General features: G+C 58.9%; 19 protein-coding genes and 2 pseudogenes. 8 read left to right on the top strand and 13 right to left on the bottom strand.

Features of this window, described 5'->3' with window-relative positions; genetic code table 11:
* Positions 1–701: 701 nt before the first annotated feature.
* Together NKI31_RS11250 and NKI31_RS11245 are read right to left on the bottom strand one after the other, a co-directional pair.
* The gene (locus tag NKI31_RS11250) at positions 702–1322 is read right to left on the bottom strand and encodes a cysteine hydrolase family protein (RefSeq protein WP_023687850.1); all 621 of its coding nucleotides are present in this window, start codon (positions 1320–1322) and stop codon (positions 702–704) included.
* Between the two features lie 23 nt (positions 1323–1345).
* Positions 1346–2137: a DUF6894 family protein gene (locus NKI31_RS11245; RefSeq protein ID WP_352651535.1), complete on the bottom strand. Its 792-nt coding sequence runs from the start codon at positions 2135–2137 to the stop codon at positions 1346–1348.
* Between NKI31_RS11245 and ku the strand changes: the two genes are divergently transcribed.
* The gene (gene ku, locus NKI31_RS11240; protein ID WP_502899116.1) at positions 2103–2870 is read left to right on the top strand and encodes a non-homologous end joining protein Ku; all 768 of its coding nucleotides are present in this window, start codon (positions 2103–2105) and stop codon (positions 2868–2870) included. The two genes, NKI31_RS11245 and ku, sit on opposite strands and share 35 nt — an antisense overlap.
* A gap of 654 nt (positions 2871–3524) precedes the next feature.
* On the opposite strand, the gene NKI31_RS11235 is transcribed toward ku, so the two are convergent.
* The 5 genes from NKI31_RS11235 to NKI31_RS11215 form a co-directional block, all read right to left on the bottom strand.
* Positions 3525–4571 (bottom strand): ATP-dependent DNA ligase, encoded by a 1047-nt coding sequence (locus NKI31_RS11235; protein ID WP_023815880.1) that lies wholly within the window; start codon positions 4569–4571, stop codon positions 3525–3527.
* A gap of 128 nt (positions 4572–4699) precedes the next feature.
* Positions 4700–5206, bottom strand: a complete 507-nt coding sequence (locus NKI31_RS11230) for a YciE/YciF ferroxidase family protein (protein ID WP_023668075.1) — start codon at positions 5204–5206, stop codon at positions 4700–4702.
* A gap of 330 nt (positions 5207–5536) precedes the next feature.
* Positions 5537–5956: an HD domain-containing protein gene (locus tag NKI31_RS11225; RefSeq protein ID WP_023714626.1), complete on the bottom strand. Its 420-nt coding sequence runs from the start codon at positions 5954–5956 to the stop codon at positions 5537–5539.
* 40 nt (positions 5957–5996) lie between these two features.
* Positions 5997–6407, bottom strand: coding sequence for a DUF427 domain-containing protein (locus NKI31_RS11220; RefSeq protein WP_023704637.1), 411 nt, complete (start codon positions 6405–6407; stop codon positions 5997–5999).
* Between the two features lie 635 nt (positions 6408–7042).
* Entirely contained in the window at positions 7043–7363 is a 321-nt protein-coding gene (locus tag NKI31_RS11215) for a hypothetical protein (protein ID WP_031195797.1), read from the bottom strand.
* Between the two features lie 201 nt (positions 7364–7564).
* Between NKI31_RS11215 and NKI31_RS11210 the strand changes: the two genes are divergently transcribed.
* Positions 7565–8140, top strand: a complete 576-nt coding sequence (locus tag NKI31_RS11210; protein WP_352651502.1) for a GNAT family N-acetyltransferase — start codon at positions 7565–7567, stop codon at positions 8138–8140.
* A 79-nt stretch (positions 8141–8219) separates the two neighbouring features.
* Here NKI31_RS11210 and NKI31_RS11205 read toward each other — a convergent pair whose 3' ends face one another.
* Genes NKI31_RS11205 through NKI31_RS11190 form a run of 4 tightly spaced genes read right to left on the bottom strand, consistent with a single transcriptional unit; the run spans position 8220 to position 10592 of the window.
* Positions 8220–8552: a hypothetical protein gene (locus tag NKI31_RS11205; RefSeq protein ID WP_023736049.1), complete on the bottom strand. Its 333-nt coding sequence runs from the start codon at positions 8550–8552 to the stop codon at positions 8220–8222.
* A gap of 2 nt (positions 8553–8554) precedes the next feature.
* Positions 8555–8917, bottom strand: a complete 363-nt coding sequence (locus tag NKI31_RS11200) for a hypothetical protein (RefSeq protein WP_245260251.1) — start codon at positions 8915–8917, stop codon at positions 8555–8557.
* On the bottom strand, positions 8914–10134 hold the full coding sequence (locus tag NKI31_RS11195; RefSeq protein WP_023668066.1) for an NRAMP family divalent metal transporter: 1221 nt from the start codon (positions 10132–10134) through the stop codon (positions 8914–8916). Before NKI31_RS11195 ends, NKI31_RS11200 begins: the two co-directional genes overlap by 4 nt.
* Entirely contained in the window at positions 10131–10592 is a 462-nt protein-coding gene (locus tag NKI31_RS11190) for a hypothetical protein (RefSeq protein WP_245260252.1), read from the bottom strand. Before NKI31_RS11190 ends, NKI31_RS11195 begins: the two co-directional genes overlap by 4 nt.
* A 529-nt stretch (positions 10593–11121) precedes the next feature.
* Here NKI31_RS11190 and NKI31_RS11185 point away from each other — a divergent pair.
* The 4 genes and pseudogenes from NKI31_RS11185 (at position 11122) to NKI31_RS11170 (ending at position 13247) form a co-directional block, all read left to right on the top strand.
* Positions 11122–11907 (top strand): SDR family NAD(P)-dependent oxidoreductase, encoded by a 786-nt coding sequence (locus NKI31_RS11185; RefSeq protein WP_027048652.1) that lies wholly within the window; start codon positions 11122–11124, stop codon positions 11905–11907.
* A 33-nt stretch (positions 11908–11940) separates the two neighbouring features.
* Positions 11941–12251, top strand: a pseudogene (locus NKI31_RS11180) (glutathione-dependent formaldehyde dehydrogenase); the annotation flags it as partial.
* A gap of 254 nt (positions 12252–12505) precedes the next feature.
* Positions 12506–12909 (top strand): annotated as a pseudogene (locus tag NKI31_RS11175) (SDR family NAD(P)-dependent oxidoreductase); the annotation flags it as partial.
* A gap of 89 nt (positions 12910–12998) precedes the next feature.
* Positions 12999–13247 carry a hypothetical protein gene (locus tag NKI31_RS11170; RefSeq protein WP_023681163.1) on the top strand — a complete coding sequence of 83 codons (249 nt, stop codon included), beginning with the start codon at positions 12999–13001 and terminating at the stop codon, positions 13245–13247.
* A gap of 177 nt (positions 13248–13424) precedes the next feature.
* Here the strand turns inward: NKI31_RS11170 and NKI31_RS11165 are convergent, their stop codons facing one another.
* Together NKI31_RS11165 and NKI31_RS11160 are read right to left on the bottom strand one after the other, a co-directional pair.
* Positions 13425–13841, bottom strand: coding sequence for a response regulator (locus NKI31_RS11165; RefSeq protein WP_023741815.1), 417 nt, complete (start codon positions 13839–13841; stop codon positions 13425–13427).
* Positions 13838–16951: a CheR family methyltransferase gene (locus NKI31_RS11160; protein ID WP_352651501.1), complete on the bottom strand. Its 3114-nt coding sequence runs from the start codon at positions 16949–16951 to the stop codon at positions 13838–13840. The genes NKI31_RS11165 and NKI31_RS11160 overlap by 4 nt, the downstream gene beginning before the upstream one ends.
* A gap of 145 nt (positions 16952–17096) precedes the next feature.
* Here NKI31_RS11160 and NKI31_RS11155 point away from each other — a divergent pair, with 145 nt between their 5' ends.
* The gene (locus NKI31_RS11155) at positions 17097–17663 is read left to right on the top strand and encodes a response regulator (RefSeq protein ID WP_023668059.1); all 567 of its coding nucleotides are present in this window, start codon (positions 17097–17099) and stop codon (positions 17661–17663) included.
* 2 nt (positions 17664–17665) lie between these two features.
* Positions 17666–17956, top strand: a complete 291-nt coding sequence (locus tag NKI31_RS11150) for a hypothetical protein (protein WP_031204075.1) — start codon at positions 17666–17668, stop codon at positions 17954–17956.
* The last annotated feature ends 209 nt before the right edge of the window (positions 17957–18165 follow it).

The raw sequence follows: 18165 nt of genomic DNA, 5'->3' as shown, positions 1-18165 counted from the left end.
GATCGCGCCGCAAGACCCCAAACGCGGCATTTTCAATTTTGTTCCATCGTGCCGTGAATTCCAGGCCGACGATTGCGCCTTGGTTTGAACGCCGGATTTCATGATGCGGTTGTGGATTTATCGGGCTTTAGCCGACCACGACACGCCATCGCCGTTTGCCATTGCCAGAGAGGCATGAATTGCGTTGCGCAACTCGGAAGGCGAGGCAGCCACCCGGTGGTCGAGGCTCACGGCAATTTTCTTGCCGGACATGGCATGGACCATAAGCCCGACAATTCCTCGTCGTCGCAGCGACACTCAGGAAACTTGCGCGGATTCCATCGACCGCAAACGCCGTCGACACAATGTCGTCAGCGCGATTGCCAGCGACTAGGTTTCAAGGTCAATGACTTCGCTTTTCAGCAAATCACCCTCCCAGCGGAAGGCCGACGGCAGAGGCGCCGGATGTCTCGCAAAGATTGCTAGATGCCGGCATCGAGTCTTCGGCGCTGTATCCTGTCCATTCTATGACGGTTGGCCGCGCTGTCGATAGCTCTGCAAGGCTTTGTACGCTTCCAGACACTGATTCACGCGAGCGACCAGATCAGGCAATCGTGCCGTTCATATACGTTTTCCGGTTCACTGTAGTGCCGTCCGCCAACTGAAACAGTCCGCCCGACCAGAATGACGATTGTCGGCCCTTTCACTTGAAGCCCCCCAGATCAGCGAGTGAGTTGTGGCCAACACTCCAACACCTCCGCCATGCTGGCCGCCTCAATCTGCTCACTGAAGCGGGAATGGTAGACTTCCATCAGTGCGTCATGGGTCTGGTCGGCAGAGCTGCAGATGGCATCGGTGACGAGAATGACGCGAAAGCCACGATCGATGGCGCCAAGCACGGTCGCGAGAACGCAAACGTCGGTTTCGCCACCGGTGATCACGAGCGCACGCACGCCGGAGCCACTCAGCAGCGCGTCGAGCCGTCCCTCGGTCCAGGGCGAATAGACATGTTTGTCGACCACCGTCGCCGGCGGTACAAATCGTGCAAGTTGAGGCATCAGCTCGATCAGGCGCGGATCGATGTTGGAAAGGGTTACCTCCGCCCACCGACGATAGTAGTTTGCCCACATTCCCGGCGCCTCGCCCGGGCGGGCGGCAGGAATGAAGCGCGTGAACAGGGTACGGCTGGCATGTCTGGCGACCAGTTCTTCGATCGCCGGGACCACCTTTTCAGCCCACGGCACGGGCCAAGGTCCACCCGGCGCAAACAGGCGCTGCATGTCGACGCACAGATGCAGGCCATCGTCGCCTATTGGTCCGTGAATCAATCCTTGGGCGGCCACTGGTGGATTCCGTCGGGTTTGGGTTACTGGCCTGCCTGCCGCGCTGCATCGGCCTCAGCCACATCAACAGTGTAAAGCAATTCACCGTTTTCGTTGGATACCCTCACAAGCCAGCCGGACAGAGCGTCCGTGCCAGGCTGCAGGTCGGCGAGAAGATCGATTGCGCAGCGGATAGCTTCGGACCGGGCCGCCTCAAGGCTCGCCATCCTCGACGGCGGTATGCGTCGGCTGGTTTCGCCATCGCGATACTCAAAGACATATACGTCGCCGGCGCCGTCGCTTGCAGAGGTTATCTCGACCTGGTCGAAATTGCCGTTGCTGCTCGCGTCATATTCATTGGCTGCGAGATCAAAGGTCGCTGTCTGGACCAGGATTGCCTTTGCGCGGGCAAGCACGTCATCTTCAGCTTGTATCCCGACGTTTGCCATGTCCACCGTAACCCAGTCGCCGCCCTCGCCGCAAAATATCACCCGGCGAACCGACTGCCCGTCTGGCGCCCTGGCATTCACCACTTCGGTCCGAACGACTTGCATGACACTCTCCTGCCTGTGTCTGACAATGTTCATGGTGCGGTTCGGTTCCTGCGGATGCAGGGCGTCGGCCCGGCTGTCGAGACTGACAGGACTTCCCCACCGGACATTCACGGTGCACCGAGCCCCCGCCGCAGGAACAATTCGAACGGAAACGCGTTGCCCTAGCTGGAAACGGGATAAGCGCAAAATGGCCGCGCCACGTGCTGCCTGGAAGGGCTTCTTGAAGGTTGGTTCGGTTACTTGCGGCGTGAAGATTGTCGGCGCAACCAGCGAAGCATCCAAGATCCATTTCAAGATTTTGAACCGCAAGGACGGTCTGCCGGTCAGGAGCGTCTACGCCGACGAGGAGACCGGAAAGCTGGTGGATGCAGCGGATCAGGTGAAGGGTTTCGAGATCGAAAAGGACGAATTTCTCCAGATCGAACCTGACGACATAAAGGCGTTGAAGCTGACGTCGAAGCACACGCTCGAAGTCGGCGAATTCGTATCGATTGACGATATCGATACGCGCTATCTCGAGAAGCCCTACTATCTGATCCCGGCCGACGGCGCCGCAATCGAAGCATACGGAGTGATCCGCGATGCCATGAAGAACAAGGGCGTGGCCGCTCGATCCTGCGTGGTGCTCTACCAGCGCGGCCGCGAAGTGCTGATTCAGCCCTATGGCAAGGGGATGGTGATGACCGAGCTTCGCAACCACAACGAAATGGTTTCGGAAAGCACTGTGTTCGATGGATTGGCCAAGCAGAAATACGACCCCGATCTGCTCGAAATCGCCGGCATGCTTATTGACAAAAAAGTGACGACCTTCGATCCCTCGAAATTTGAAGACACCTATGAAGACGCGCTGATCGCCATGATCGATGCAAAGCGCAAAGGCAAGAAGCTGCCGAAGCCCGCACCAAGGCCACAGGAGAATGTCATCAACCTCGCTGAGGTGCTGGAGAAGAGCCTCAAACAGGAAGGGCTGGCGAGATCCACAAAGAGAGCCTCACCGAAACGCAAGACAGCATAGTTGATAACTGCCCAGCCAGAAGGTCCGCACAGCAGCTCCAGCCGCCCTTAATCGCTCGGAACAATTCTCGCGGTTGCCCGTTGGCCACCAAGGACGATGCCTTATGGCCGAGATCAAGAACGTCGACAGGGCAGCCCTCAAAGAGCCAGAGGCAGCGGATGCCAACATTGCGCTCAAAGGAGCCGGAACGCAGGACTCTGATCGGGCGCCGACAAGCCCCAGGACCGCTGGCCATCGGTAAAAATACATGGGGTGTGAAAAGACCCTTTCGCCTCCAGAGGCGGCGACGCGCGACCTGTGGCGGGCCGAACCCCACGCCCAAGCGAAACCCGGAGAATAGATGTGCCCCCCAAACCAGAGCCAACCGAAGAGCCGCCAGTGGATGCGCCGACGTGGACGCCGGACATACGCGAGCCTGAGCCGGATCTTCTTCCCGACGAAGTGCCAGTTCCTAATCCGGACGAGAACCGTGATCCGCCAAAGCGAGGCGTGGTGACAGACTGAACAACGAGTTTGGTCCGGCATCCTCCTGCAAAGGCGTTTATCTCGCCGCCGGGTTCAAGATCGCCAGTGAAATGCGACTGGATTTGGCTGCGCCGAATGCTTGACGGATTTGGTCTCGATGGTGTGGACCTGTCGACGCCTCGCCAAGCCTCATTTTCCAAGTATCTGTTCGAACGTGCATTGCTTCGGGCTTTTGTCAGGACGCCATCGCAGAAATTTGGTGCCATGACGGAAACGATCGCCGGTGACATGATCGAACCGCACCTCCGCCACCAGTTCGGGCCGCAATGGCTCCCATTGTCCACTTCTTTCCGTGCTCCACCGACTGGGACCGCCCGGCGCTTTTCCCGTGAAGCCAGGAGCCGATCGCAAAGCTTCAAGTTGTCGCGTAAGCTTGGCCCTGTCCTCCCGGGCGATCGTCGAAGTGAACCCGACATGGTCGAGTTGCCCCTGGTCATTGTACAGGCCAAGCAACAGGGAGCCGACTTCACGCGAATTCGCCAGGTAGCGGAACCCTCCGACGACACAATCGGCCGTGCGCAGGCGCTTGACTTTGACCATGGCGCGCTCGCCGGGTCGATATTCGTCATCGAGAAGCTTGGCAACGACCCCGTCGGTCGAACCTTGTCCGGATTGGCCAAGCCATCTGCCTGCCGCCGCCAAATCACGCGTCGCCCGAGACAGTTCGAGATCCTTTCGCGCGGCCGACTTTACGAACAGTTCGAGTGCAGCGCGCCGAACCGAGAGCGGCTGCTGCATCAAGGCGCCCTCGGAGGTCGCCAACATGTCAAAGAGGATCAGCTTTGCCGGCGTCGCGACCGACAGTTTCCGGATCCTGCTTTCCGCCGGATGCAGCCGCATCTGCAAGGCGTCGAAAGAAAGAGAGCCTGCAATTTCGATGACGATCTCACCATCGACCACGAACTCTTTTGTTTTCAGTTCATGCAACATCGCGACGACTTCCGGGAAATACCGCCCTAACGGCTTGCCGGATTTTGCACGCAACTCCACGGCCGCGCCGGATTTAAAGGCCAGGCAGCGGAACCCGTCCCATTTGGGTTCGTATTGCCATCGGCCAGCATCGGCCGGCAACGTGTCGGCAGCCTTTGCTTCCATCGGCGCCGTGCTCAACGCCACGCCGAAAGACGATTTTACACTCGTCGGCAGATCGCGAGAGATGGCAGATTCGCCCGTCATGAAAGTTCCGTGGACAACGATGGAGATCGACTCAACGCAGCACTGGTGCCGGCTTTGGAAAAAATCATGCTCCAACAGGGTTAGGTCATGATGAGATTTCAACCAATCTCATCATGACCTGGGACGGCCTACTCGGCAGCCTGCATGTTGATCTTGCTTTCCGCCATTTCGGTGAGCTTGCGATCGGTCGCCTGCTCTTCCTTCAGGTTCTTGGCCAATACGTTGGCGCAGTCACTGCGGCCAAGCTGCTTGGCCCAGGCGATGAGCGTGCCATATCTGGTCATCTCATAGTGTTCGACCGCCTGCGCCGACGCTATCAGCGCCGCGTCTAGAACCTCCTTGTCGTCGACGTCGCCGCTCACATCGTCGGCTTCCTCCAGAATGCCGTCTATCGCCGGGCAGTTGACCTCCTTGGCCTTGACGCCATGCAATTCGAACACCTGTTCGACGCGCTCGATATGGCCTTTGGTCTGCTCGAGGTGTTTTTCGAATCCGGCCTTCAATTGCGGATCGGTTGCCTTGCCGATCATCTTCGGCAGCGCTTTCTCGATCTGCTTTTCGGCGTAATAGATGTCGCGCAGCGTGTGCACGAAGAGATCGTCGAGTGTCTTGATGTCCTTCGAAAAGAAGCCCATGGCCTTACCTTTCATTGTGCAGAAGTTCGGGTTCGGCGGCGGCTTGCCCGCCACCCGCGGAGGCCGGGAACTCGTCCCGGCTTGCTGGTCAACGCACCGGTGCTGGAGGAGTTCCTGATTCCGAGCCGGCCGTTACTCCTTTTGGAGACGCTGCGGTCCATCTCCGGAGGAGCTTTGACCCGATCACACGTTCCATGGTCCAGCGAGGACCCTCAGGCGCACGCCGGCGCGGAAAAACTGACGGCCAGGAGAGCCGAAACGTGCTGTGCGCCGCAAGCTCTCGCAGGCGATGGCTGCCTCGGCAGATGCAATGCCAGCGTCGGGCGCGCACTATTGTCGGGAGAACTCTTGGTCAAGTATGCGAAGGCCCTCTTCATATTTGGCCGCCGACGCTCCGACCTGCCTCGACTGCCAGATGTTGTCCTCCAGATCGGCGCGTTTTACGGGGAGCGCCACTGGGTTCGACGCAGCCCGCCGGACAAAGGCGAAATACTCCTCATCCGGCCTGCGCGACATGGCATCGACCGCCGCGGCAATTGTCGGTCCGAAGCCTGCTTCTTCGAGCTTGGCGCGGGTCCAGCCTTCGCCTTTCTCCAGAACGTCATGAAGGTAGGCAACAGTCTTCTGATCGATTGTCTCGACGGCGTCGACGATACGGCGGCAATGCTCGATGTAGGGCCGCCCGGTCTTATCACGCTGCGACGCGTGAACCTCCTCCGCAATCTTTGCCGCCTGGTAGAAAATGCTCATCGCGCCTGTCGTTACCGTGATTGTCTCTGCCTGATGAAACCTATTCGACGATATGTGGCGTGTGTCGCTTGTCCTCGGCAGGATCGACATCGATACGGGCCTTTTCCGGATCGAAAGCGCCGTGACCTGCAATAGCCAGAGCAGCCGCATCGGGCGTTTCGTAGGCCCACATGAAATCATCGGAAGAACTGCCGACGGCGTGGACACGCCAGTAGCTTGCGGTGCCTTTGAGCGGGCACCGGGTGGTGGTGTCGGTCTTTTCGAAAAGATCGAAATAGATGTCCTCGAAGGGGATATAGAAAACGGGCTCGTGCCCGTCTTCACGCAGGACCTTCGCCCGCTCCGTAGCTGCGACGATGGCGTCGGAAAACCGCACCGTCACCGTGCCGGAAAACGGTTCTATGGCCAATCGGCCAAGGTTTTGCTGTGAAGTTGCGCCTGAAGTTTGCATCTGAATTTCTCCCTGGCGATTACCGCAAGATCGGTCATGCCTGGAGACGAAATGCGCGGCGGCGCTTCAGGTTCCGGCATGTCCGATGAAGCTGAATGGCAGCCGGCCTTAAAGCGCCTACCGCCTGCCGTATCCAGCAGTACTCGTCAGTAAGGCGCGGTAAAATGCACGTCCAACCCATTCGAAGACTTTGGAAGGACGACACGGTCGTCGCTTCCGTGGAGCGTCAGGGCTGGCACCGAAATGATCTTCGCCGCCACTTGCCGGCGGGCGAGTTCGTGGCTGGAGATGCTCCAGCTGTTTGGCCGTCGTCAGCTGCCGCCTCATGTACGGGCTCCGGGGCGGCCTCAGTTGCTGCCAAGTGGGCCGCAAGGTCCCTATAGACCTTGTCCCTGCCGCCATCGTGTTTAGCGATCAGGCCAAGTAGGTCATGACGGCTTAGCTTTGCAATCTTCATTAGGAATTCGAATTCGTGCTTCGGAATCGAGGCTGCTAAGCGATCGAGTTTGGCCCGCCGGGTCTCTTTGGACACATGTGCTCCTATGTATCCAGGCAGCATGCGAGGCACGTATTCGGAGGCCCGCCATTGTCTTGATGGCGGGCCTTCGGGCGGCCGAAGCCGCTAGGTCCATCGGCTACTTGTTGCAATTTTGCACGGTCGAGGTCGTTGCGCCACTTGCAGTGTTGTTATCGATGTCATTGCCTGCGGCGTCCTTGCAACGGTCGGTCATGCCGTTCGATTTTGTAGTCGAGTTTGTGGAATTCGGATCGGTTGGCACGGCCGCATTCCCGCTTCCAGTGCCATTGCCAGCGGCGCCGCCGCTGCCAACAGTTCCAGTACCAGTTCCATTACCCGTGCCAGCCGTGCCGCCAGCACCCGTTCCATTTGTCTGCGCCAGGGCGGAACCGGCCAAGGCAATAGTTAGCACCGACGCGGCTAGAATTTTCTTCAACATTGGAGTCTCCGTGTTTGAATCGCCGAATTGCGATCGCTTTCCCAACGACAGGTTTTTCTCATTGTTCCCGGCGTAATGGATTGTGATCCGCAGCAGCCTTCGTCGAGGTGGATACTCTTGCCGGCGCACGAATTGTGATGAGACCTGACAAGGCAGGATGGGCTTTGTTCAACACCAAAGCGATATGTTGGGCGCGGCTGCATGCATCCGACGCGGATCGCGATGCGGAATGTGGGCAAGACGGGTTACAACAGAAGCGGCGATCAGAGCTGCGAGCGAACCGGCCGCCTTGATGTTAATCTGATGGTTGAATCTCAAGACCATTCCGACGCAGGAGCAGAACGCATGCCGGCTCGAACCGAAGGATTTACAATCGCTCTGGCTCACAACGGGGATGCACGAACGCAGGCGGCCGCTGCGCTCTATCGACACAACATCGAACAAACCGGAATCGATGACCGGGCAGTGATCGGCGCGGAGCTTACCGACCCCTCGGGAAAGATCTGGGGTGGAATTTGGGGCAGAACGGAACTGGGGCTCCTGTTTCTCGACATGTTCTTCTTGCCTGAAAAATTGCGTGGCCGATCCTATGGATCACAGCTTCTTATGGCGATCGAGGAGGAAGCCTTTAGGCGTGGATGCAAGAGAGCCGTCGTCGAGACGAGCAGTTTCCAGGCGCCTCAATTTTACCGGCATCATGGGTTTGAGGAATTCGGCAAGGTCGAATTCGTTATTCTAGGACACGCCCGCATCTTCCTTCGCAAGAACCTGCAGTAATCTTTGCGGAGGCGCCATCTGCACGAACGGCTGTTCGCCGGCAAAACGCCGGCGCCTTAGCCCTCCCAGCCGTAGCCATCTACTCCCGAAGGTCCTTTTGCCCTTTCCATCCAGGAAGCTCGGTCATCGGGCATAGCAGCCGCGGTCGCGCCGGATCGGAGATATCGAGTTTATCCCAGGGAATGCGGTACAGGCCGTCGCGGCGGCGCAGCCGAAGCAGGTCGAGCATCGCGATGCCGATGGTCGAGGCCGACAGACGCTCGAACGCGGCGTAGATGCCAACGTGGAATTCAGTGACGACGAGCTCGTCGCCACGCTGTTCGGCGAGAATCTCTTCGATGTGACCGATGCTCTTTCCGCGCTGCGAGAGCACGCGTCGCCCGGCAAGATGTTCGAGGTTGACTGTCCTCATCATCACGCTCCTGGGATGCGCCCGATGACATGATCGCGCAACCAGTCCTGCCAGGCGAAAATCGACGTCTCGCCCACCTCGATGTCACATTCGATGTCGAGCCCGTTGTCCTGCACCTTTTTCCACGCAATCCTGTGTGGCTCGGCGTGGCGTTTGCCACCCACCCTCGTCGCCAGTTGCGCCATCCATTCCCCGGGCCGCGCGCCAAGGCGGCGCGCCAAAGTGATGGAGCCGAGTTCTATCGCGACAATCCTTGGTGGTTTGCCCCGCCGCAACTCGGCCACCACTCCGTCGACCTTGCCGATCTTGACCCGCCGGCGGTCGAACACCTGCTTGTCCAGGAGATCACGCATCAATTCCATCATGTGCCTCCGAATATCTGCAGCGGAATCGTCACCACGGCGAGCACGAAGGCAAGCGCGATAATGAAGACAACGGCGGCATTCGAAATGATGCCGTTGCGATGTTCGCCGACATAGCGTTCGTCATTCAGCAGGAAGAGAAATGGAACTACCGTCAGCGGAAGGCTCGCCGCCGTTACCGCCATGGAAAAGATGGTCAGCCTCAGTGGGTCGAGGCCAAGCATGATCGGAATGGCGGCCAAAAACAATGATGCCGTATAGACGGCACTGAAGCCCGGATCATCGCGCGGCTTGCGATCCTCACCCCACGTCCAGCCAAAGCCCTGTGCCACCAGATATGCCTGTTGCAACCCGACTTCGAGTGCGGCGCCGAAACAGGCAATGGCGAGCGAGGCAACGAATAGAACGAACCCCCAGAAGCCGAATATAGGGATCAGCATCAACGGCAGTTGGTGATAGTCGTCCACCTGGTCGATGCCGCGCGTCGCGAGAACGAGAGCAGCGACGATCAACACGCCGATCGAAATGGTCCCACCGAAGGTCATGCCCAGCCCGGCGATGGCACGATTGGCCCCAAGGTGGCTTTCATCCCATTTGTCCTCGATAGCTCCCGAGGAATAGAACATGAAAAGATAAGGCGATATCGACGCGCCGAGAATGCTGGCCGCCATGAACCAGTAATTGATGGCATCGTGAGCCGGCAGCGAAGGCACGGCGCTGCCAGCGACCGCTGTCCAGTCGGGCTTTAACATCACCGCACCAACCACGAAGCACAGCGTCACGAGGCCGAGGACCGAAACGCCTTTCTCGATAAAGCCAAACGTGCCTTTCCACAGCAGCAGCCATGCCAGCAACGCCACCGGCAGTGCCCACCACTGGAAGCCTATGCCGGTGGCAAGTTCGAGTGCGATGGCCACACCGCCGATCTCAGCGGACAGCACCATGAAATTGACGAGAAGGACGACGAGCAACGGCCATAGGAAGACGTTGAACCCAAATCTTTCACGAATGCCCTCTGAGATCGTGTGATGGCTCATCGCGGCGAACCGACCGGCCATTTCAACCAAAAAGATGATGCATATGGTGCCGAGAACTATGGCCCAGATCAGCTGGAATCCGAAGGCGGCACCCGCCTGCGCCGCCGTAGCCATCGACCCGACTTCGAGGAAACCTCCGACACTGGTGACGACGCCAAGCGATATTTCCAGAAGCTTCTTCACGGTTTTGGTCCGAAAGCGCTGGTGTAAGCGGCGGCGAGCGAGCGCATGGCCGCCCGAAGATCCTGTTGTGCGCTTTTCACCTCAGTGCGATTGTTCACCCGCAATCCCGCCTCGGCATGCGCCACCGCCACCGACAAACTGTTGACTGCTGCCGTCAGTCCTGCTCGCCCGGCTGGTTCAGCGGTCTCGGCCGATCGAATTTGCGCCTCGACATCGGCCAGCGTTTTTCCGACCGAGTGCAGTGCGGCCGTGGCATAGGCGGACGGTGCCGCTCCCTCCACCCAGGCATCCAGTACCATCGATACGGTCTGTGCCGCGGAGGCCGCTGTTCGTGATTGCTGCGCCACCTGATTGGAAGACGAGCATCCGGCCAACCCGGCTAGCATCAGAAGCAAGCACAGCCAGCCAACCGGAAAATGACGGTCGTTATGGGGTACAGCGCGCGTTGGATGCGCCACGCGGATTTCCTCCCCGGCCCGAACCAACTGCGTCCGGCATCAATGATCTAGAGCGCTCGGAGAGCTCGTCAAACGAAACCGACGACGAGCCTGTGAGGTCGGCTAGTCCAACGTAACAAAACGCTCCATCCCGGACAGCCGTTAAAAGAGGGGGGCCCGCGCTTCTCTTTGGCGCGGAGAAGCGCGGGCAGATCGGGCTGAGGGGATGACCCGATCGCGCAGCATCAACATGGGAGGGCAACAACGCTGCACGGTTCGAACTTCCAACTGGGCCACTTGTTCCAACTTCAACTGATCCGTTCTGAGTACTCAATCCATGCGTTCGGGGGGCCTTTTTTTGAAGGTAGGCCATGGCGAGTTCTCATGGCGTAGAACGGTTTTTGTCGCAACGGCTCTCTATGAATGCGCGCAAGGACCGCGACGACGACCGTCGCCTGACCGTCATGACAGCGCACGACCAATCCAGCCCAAACGCCGCGGAACAATTGTGCCCACTCGTGGTTCCGATGGCACGAAGATGGAGGATATGATGACGGACGCCAAACTCGCTGTGGTGACCGGCGCCTCGAGTGGCATCGGAAGGGAACTCGCAAAGCTGTGCGCTAAAGACGGTTACGACCTGATCATCGCCGCCGACGAGCCGGCTATCCGGCAGGCGGCAGAGGCACTTGAGACCCGCAATGTAACGGTCGAAGCCATTGAGGCCGATCTGGCGACCGTCGAGGGCGCCGATCGGTTGATCTCCCAGATCGGCGATCGCGATATCGACCTGTTGTTTCTCAATGCGGGACGCGGGCTCGGCAACGGCTTCGTCGACCAGGACTGGCGAAAAGTCCGCCGGATCATCGACACCAATGTCACCGGAACGGTCTATCTGGCGCATGAACTCGGCGCCAAGATGGCCCGGCGAGGCCGCGGGCGCATCCTGTTCACCGGATCGATCGCCGGCTTCATGCCCGGCACATTCCAGGCCGTCTACAACGGCACGAAGGCGTTCATCGATTCCTTCTCGATCGCGCTCCGCCATGAGCTGAAAGATAGCGGCGTGACGGTCACCGTGCTGATGCCCGGCCCCACGCAGACGCGATTCTTCGAGCGCGCTGAAATGATGGATACCAAGGTCGGCTCCGATGAAAAGGACAATCCGGCCGATGTCGCCAAGACGGGTTACGAGGCGATGATGGCCGGTGATGAACAGGTCGTCAGCGGTTGGAAAAACAAGCTGCAGGTCGCCGCCGCGCATGTCACGCCGGCAGGCACCTTGGCCGAACAGCACCGTAGGATGGCCGAGCCTGGGTCGGCGTCCAGCGACTGAGCCAATATTCGCGTCAAAGGGCTGGCATTCCCAAGGCCGCATGTGCTGCGCGAGGCAATCTATCGCTGCCGCAGGGGCGGCACCATCTCGGTTCCTGGCGTCTATGTTGGTCTGGTCGATCACATCCCGTTTGGCGGCGATGAATAAGGGACCGGCTTTCCGGATGGGCCAGACGCATACGCAACGCTACCTGGAACCTTTATTGGCCATGGTCCAGAACGGCGCAATCGATCCCTCCTTGTGATTACCCCCGGGCCGATCTGAAAGCAGGGCCGGATCTCTACAAGACGTTCCGCGACAAGCAGGATGGCTGTATCAAAGTCGTGACGCGGCCTCACAGCTAAGACGGGCAAGGCGACCGACACTCACTGCAATCACAAGGGAACATTCGCGTCGACGGCCGGTTAGGTGCCACTTCCGTAACGGTCACCTGCCGTCAAAGCGAGCCCATGATGAACCACGACCAGCATGACAATGTACCAGACGCAGCGCGCAGACTTGTCGTCGGAAGCATGGCGGGAGGAATTCTCGCCGCTTATGCTTCCACGCGTCAGCCGATACGGGAACAGTGCCTGCTAAAGCAGGCCCTGCGAGCCCGATGCTAAAACAGAATCCGGTGACGCAATATCACCAGCCGCCTTTCAAGCCACAGGAACAGAAGTGGCCGGGTTTGGCCAGCAAAATGGTGCCGCGCCCGGACCACGGCGAAACGACCTACAAAGGATCAGGCAGGCTTGCCGGCCGCAAAGCGCTGATAACCGGCGGGCGATTCCGGTATTGGTCGTGCGGCGGCGATTGCATTCGCGCGCGAGCGTGCGGACGTTGCTTTCTGCTACCTCCCCGAAGAACAGGAAGACGCCGACGAACTGGTGGACCTAATAAAAGCGGCAGGTCAAAAGGCTTGCCGGCGATATCCGCAATGAGGCCTTTTGCAGAAAGCTGGCCGATGAAGCAGCAACGACCCTCGGCGGTCTCGACATCCTGGTCAGCAACGCTGCCCGCCTCACTCGAGTCCACGGTCCTCAAAAAGGGCCGCCAAGCCACCGCTCCTTAGGCGTGGTGGGCTTTCAGACTGTCTACAGGAGGAACCAATGGCTGGCGATGAAATAGAAAGAAGGCGACTGCAGATGTTGATCGAACAATATCTGGAGACCCGTAAGCGACGGCACGATTTCGTGTCGATCGCGAATGCCGAACTCGCGATCAAGGCGGTCATGCCGCATTGCCCGGTGTCAAACGCAGCGTTGGCAGAGATGATTGCCGCTGGCGCCGTCACTTACGGCCTTGGCGTCCTATTCGACGCGAAGCAAACCGAGGGCGAACTGCCCGTTGTTTGCTAGGCTCATCGCCTGACCAATCGTCGCGCGGTCGCGAAGTTTCGCCCAGCTCTGGAATACGCCAGACCGGGAGCATGCCAATCGTGCCGGCCGGATCGCAGGCACTTGCCGGCGACGTCGTCTCGGGCCTGGACCCGAATGTCGTCGCATATCTGATGAAAAACCAGTGTCTTTGTGCAGTTACCGGGCTTCTCGTTGGGTTGGCACCGTTCCGCTGTCCTGGTGTCTTGCCAAAGCTGTCGGTTGAACACCGAGCATATTTCGCACGGCCTCGACCAGCGCGGCAGCCCACACGGGTTTTGACAGCATCTTGTGATGACGCAAATCCTGCGGAATGTCGGATGTTGTGTACCCACTGACGAAAATAAACGGAATTCCGCGTTGCGCTAGAAGAGGGACAAGGGCAGCGCTGGTCTCGCCGCCGAGACCAATGTCCAGGACCGCGGCAGATATGACTTCACTCTCGATCAGCTTTTTCGCGCGAGCAACGGACGGCACTGGCCCGGCGATGGCGAAGCCGGCCTCTTCCAGAATTGCGCGGTGCTCCTCCGCGACCAGCCATTCATCTTCGACGATAAGGATACGAGATGCAGTCACGTTTCGCTCTCCCGATGATCAAACGGAAACTCAATCCGCAAGCTCAAACCATCGGAACCGAAAGATGTTTCAAAATTTCCGCCAAGCCGATACTCAATTTCGCCCTTCACCAGCGAAAGACCAAATCCCGTCTTCTCAGGCGGAATGACAGCGGGACCGCCGCTTTCTAACCATTCGAGCTGAAAACCGTGATCCGACGCCGACCAAGTCACGGACACCACGCCGTTTGGCACGGACAAGGCGCCATATTTTCCAGCATTCGTGGCAAGTTCATGGATCACCATGCCAAGCGACAGGCCCTGCTGAGGCTTGAGCCGAATGTCCTCGCCTGTGGTGTTGATGCGTTCCAGCCCGAACGGCTCGACTTCCTGCCGCACGATTTCCTCTACCGAGACCTCTTTCCAGCTTTCACGCGAGAGCACTCCGTAGGCCCGGGCCATGGCGCGCAGGCGACCGATGAGCGCTTCGGCGAAAGCCTCCGAAGAGGGAGCATTTTTCAGGGTCTGACTGGCAATGCTGACCGTAACAGCCAGCATGTTCTTGACCCGATGGTTGAGTTCCGAGATCAATACCCGCTGGTGGGCTTCGGCTTCAGCCATGGTCGTCACATCGACAAAGGTCACCACCACGCCCTGGATTTTCCGCGCGCTGTCGCGGTAGGGGATCAGCCGTACGAGATAGTGGATGCCGTTGCTATCGCGCGGCAGCTGGTGCTCGATCATCTCGCCGGCCCTGAAAACCTGGGCAATATGGTCGCGCAGGTGCGGATAATCGAGCCGGCTGGCAAGATCGGTCAGCGGTCTTCCGATGTCGGTCGGCAGCAAGTTGAAGAACGAAGACGCCGCCGGCGTGAAGCTGCGGATAACCAGCTTGGTATCGAGAAAAACAGTCGCGATCTGTGTGCTCTCGAACAGGTTCTTCAGATCGCTGTTGGCACGATCGAGATCCTCGATCTTGGAAACCAGTTCGGCATTGATGGTGTTCAATTCCTCATTGAGGGACTGCATTTCTTCCTTGGAGGCCTCGAGCTCCTCATTGGAGGACTGGGCTTCTTCGTTGACCGAGACGAGTTCCTCATTGGAAGATTTCAACTCCTCCAACGCGGTCTCATATTCTTCGATCGTCGATTGCAGGCGCTCGCGCGTATCGCGGAGCTCGCGTTCGAAATCAGCAATCCCAGATGCCACCGGCTGTCGAACCTTTAGAGCCTCCAGCCGCGGCTGCGGCTGGCCCACCGGCTCGAACAGGACGAGAAACAGCGGCTCGCCGCTGCCGCGATCAGTCAAGGGCTCGATCGTCAATGTGACGAATTGGACACGATCTTCATCTTCTTCAATGGCTATCGCTTCGCGCACAACCGTGCGCCGGCCCTCGGCGGCTTCCCGCAAAGCGCCGCGCAATTCCAGACGCAGGCCGCTGCGTGCCATTGTGAGCAATTGTCTGCTCGGCACCCCTTGCGGCGGCTCGAGATATTTGCCGGTTCGGACCGAGTAATAGACGACATCTCCATCACCATTGACGACGACGTGAGCCGGAGCGAAGCGTTCGAGAACCTGCGCTTCAACGGTTTGCCTTAGGGAATAAGACAAGCCGCGGCGGGCATGTGTGTCATTGGCGCTGGAAAAGTTGGTTGCAGGCGCAGCATTCAACAAGATCGGCAGCCGCGGCGGCGCCGAATGTTCTCGTGCCTTGAAGATCCGTTGTTTCTTGTCGACCGGTGCAAACAGGTCGGCATGCTGGCTTATGCTTTCGGAGGTGCCAAGGAACAGATAGCCACCGGGCTTCAGCGAATAGTGGAAGGTCGGAATAACCTGCTTTTGCACATCGGGGCCGAAATAGATCAGCAGGTTCCGGCACGACACCATGTCCATGCGCGAGAAGGGTGGATCGCGGATGACGCTGTGCGCCGAGAAGATGCAGAGATCACGTACGCTCTTGCTCAAGATGAAACTTGTGCCGTCATTGCTGAAGAAGCGTTCGCGACGTCCAGGCGAAACGCCCGCAAGCAATGACTCCGGATAGCGCGCCGAACGTGCGATGCTCAGCGCCGCGTCATCGATGTCCGTGGCGAAAATCTGGATGCGCGGCACAGCCGAAAGTGTATCCATATGCTCGCGCATCAGCATTCCGATCGAGAAGACTTCCTCGCCGGTTGCGCAGCCGGGCACCCAGACGCGGATCGTATCGTTGGCGTCCTTGCCTTCGAAAAGTTTGGGGATGACGGTTTCTTCCAGGGTCTTGAAAGCGTCCGTGTCGCGGAAGAAATTTGTCACGTTGATCAGCAGGTCGCGAAACAGCGACCGCACTTCCTCCGCATTTGAACGAAGCAACTCTATATAGGCATCGATCGCGGTGTTCTGTGTTATTTGCATGCGTCGCCTGACGCGACGCAAGAACGTCTTGGCCTTGTAGCCCGAGAAATCATGTCCCGAATGGCTGCGCAGGATCGCGTAGATTTCTTCCTGGCCCTTGCGGAGTTTCAAAGCACTGGCCTTGCCATCGTCAGCTTCAAGCTCGTCGAGCAGTTCAAAGCTGTGGGCAAATTCCATGAGTTTCGCACCCATCTCATCGGCCGGGATGGCGATATCGATCAGACCGGAACTGATCGCGCTGCGCGGCATGTCGGGATTGCTCGGACCCGACTCGTCGGAGAGTTGCGCCAGCGTCAGGCCGCCATGCTCCTTGATTGCCTTGATGCCCAACGTACCGTCGGAATCGCCGCCCGACAGGACGACGCCGACGGCGTATTCGCCCTGATCCTCGGCCAGCGCGCTGAAAAAGATATCGATGGGCTTGCGCTCCCTGGACACCGAATTCGGTTGGCGCAGCTTTAGGCTGGAATTTTCGATGGTGAGGATCGCGTTGTGCGGCATCACGTAGACGGTGTCAGGATGGATATCCATTGCATCTTCAGCGACACGAACCGGAATTCCGGTGTAAAGCGCAATCACTTCGTGCAGCAGACTTTCCCGTTCCGGGCTGAGATGCGTGACGATCACGAACGCCATCCCGCTCGAAGACGGCATCCCGCGAAAAAATCCCTCCATGGCGGCAATGCCGCCCGCAGAGGCGCCAATACCGACTATGGGGAACCTCGGCAGCTTTTGCATCAATTGTCCTGCTTCAGTGAAATGCAACGCGTTAGCGCTGATTTCGATCCAATGTGTAAACCGTTCCTGGTCGAATTCCCATCCCGCACCGCCGATAGCACGGAACCGATGGACGCGACCGCCGTTTAAAGCCCGGAGGGCTGCTATGTTATTAGGCATGCGAATTCTGCTCGTCGAGGACGAATTCTTGCTGGCAAGCGAACTTGCCTCTTATTTCAGCGATTGTGGGGCGACCGTTTTGGGGCCGGTGTCGTCAGTCAGCCGGGCTCGACGATATATCGATTCAGCGGATGGGGCGGTGCTGGACATCGACCTCAACGGTGAGACTGTTTTTCCCCTCGCCGATGAGCTGACGGACAGAGGCATCCCGTTCGTATTCTTCTCCGGAAACGATCAGATCACCCTGCCGGAGCGGTTCCGGTACACCCAAAACCTCTCCAAGCCGGCCGGGTTCAGGACGGTTGCCGGGATCCTCGCCGCGCAATCAACAGCGCTTGGCGAAGACAACGTTTTCCGCGCTCTTCCAAAACTGAGGCTGTCCGCGCGGCTGCTGCTGGGCGACCCACAGGCGGCCGATCGCCTCGTCGAACGGACATTGAAGGCGGCGCTGGAGGAGCGGTTGTCGACGCGGCATGACCTTCCCTTGAGCGAATGGCTCAATACGCTCATGGAGGAGGTGCTCCGCAACGACAGGTCTGGAATCATGAATTAAGATTGTCCGATGGTTTGCCGCAGGCCGCCCTGTCGACCGCCCCCGCTACGGTACCCCTCCCCAAGAGCGCTTCGCTTCGTCTTGCAAATACGGCCGCATTCCTGCTAGAAATCGTCGTGGCCAAACCTCCGCAAACCAAACCTGACTCATTCCGCGATCCTGTTGAGGGCGACGCACTCGCAGCGTTGCTCGACGAAATCGCGGAAGAGGAAACACCTGAACGGCTGTTGAAACTCGCCCTTGAGCTGCAGCAGCAACTGCTGTTGTCAAAGCAGCTGAAAAACCCCAACTGAACGGCCTGCAGCTAGGCATCTTGATTTGCCTCGAGTTCCACGATGGCGTCATCGCCTCGTTCGCCAGACCCCTGGTGCGGTAATCTTTCAGCGCTCGATGTGGGCGAAAGCCAGTCTCAATAGCTCAGCCGTTCTGCGCCCAGAAAGCCCTGATCCCATCATGGCGCCGATGAGACGACCTGGAAAATCAGGGCCGACTTGGGTCGCAG

The sequence above is a fragment of the Mesorhizobium sp. M0659 genome (assembly GCF_040320605.1).
Classification (GTDB): Bacteria; Pseudomonadota; Alphaproteobacteria; order Rhizobiales; family Rhizobiaceae; genus Mesorhizobium.
The sequence above is the reverse complement of the archived record's forward strand: the minus strand, read 5'-3'. Positions and strand labels throughout refer to the sequence as shown.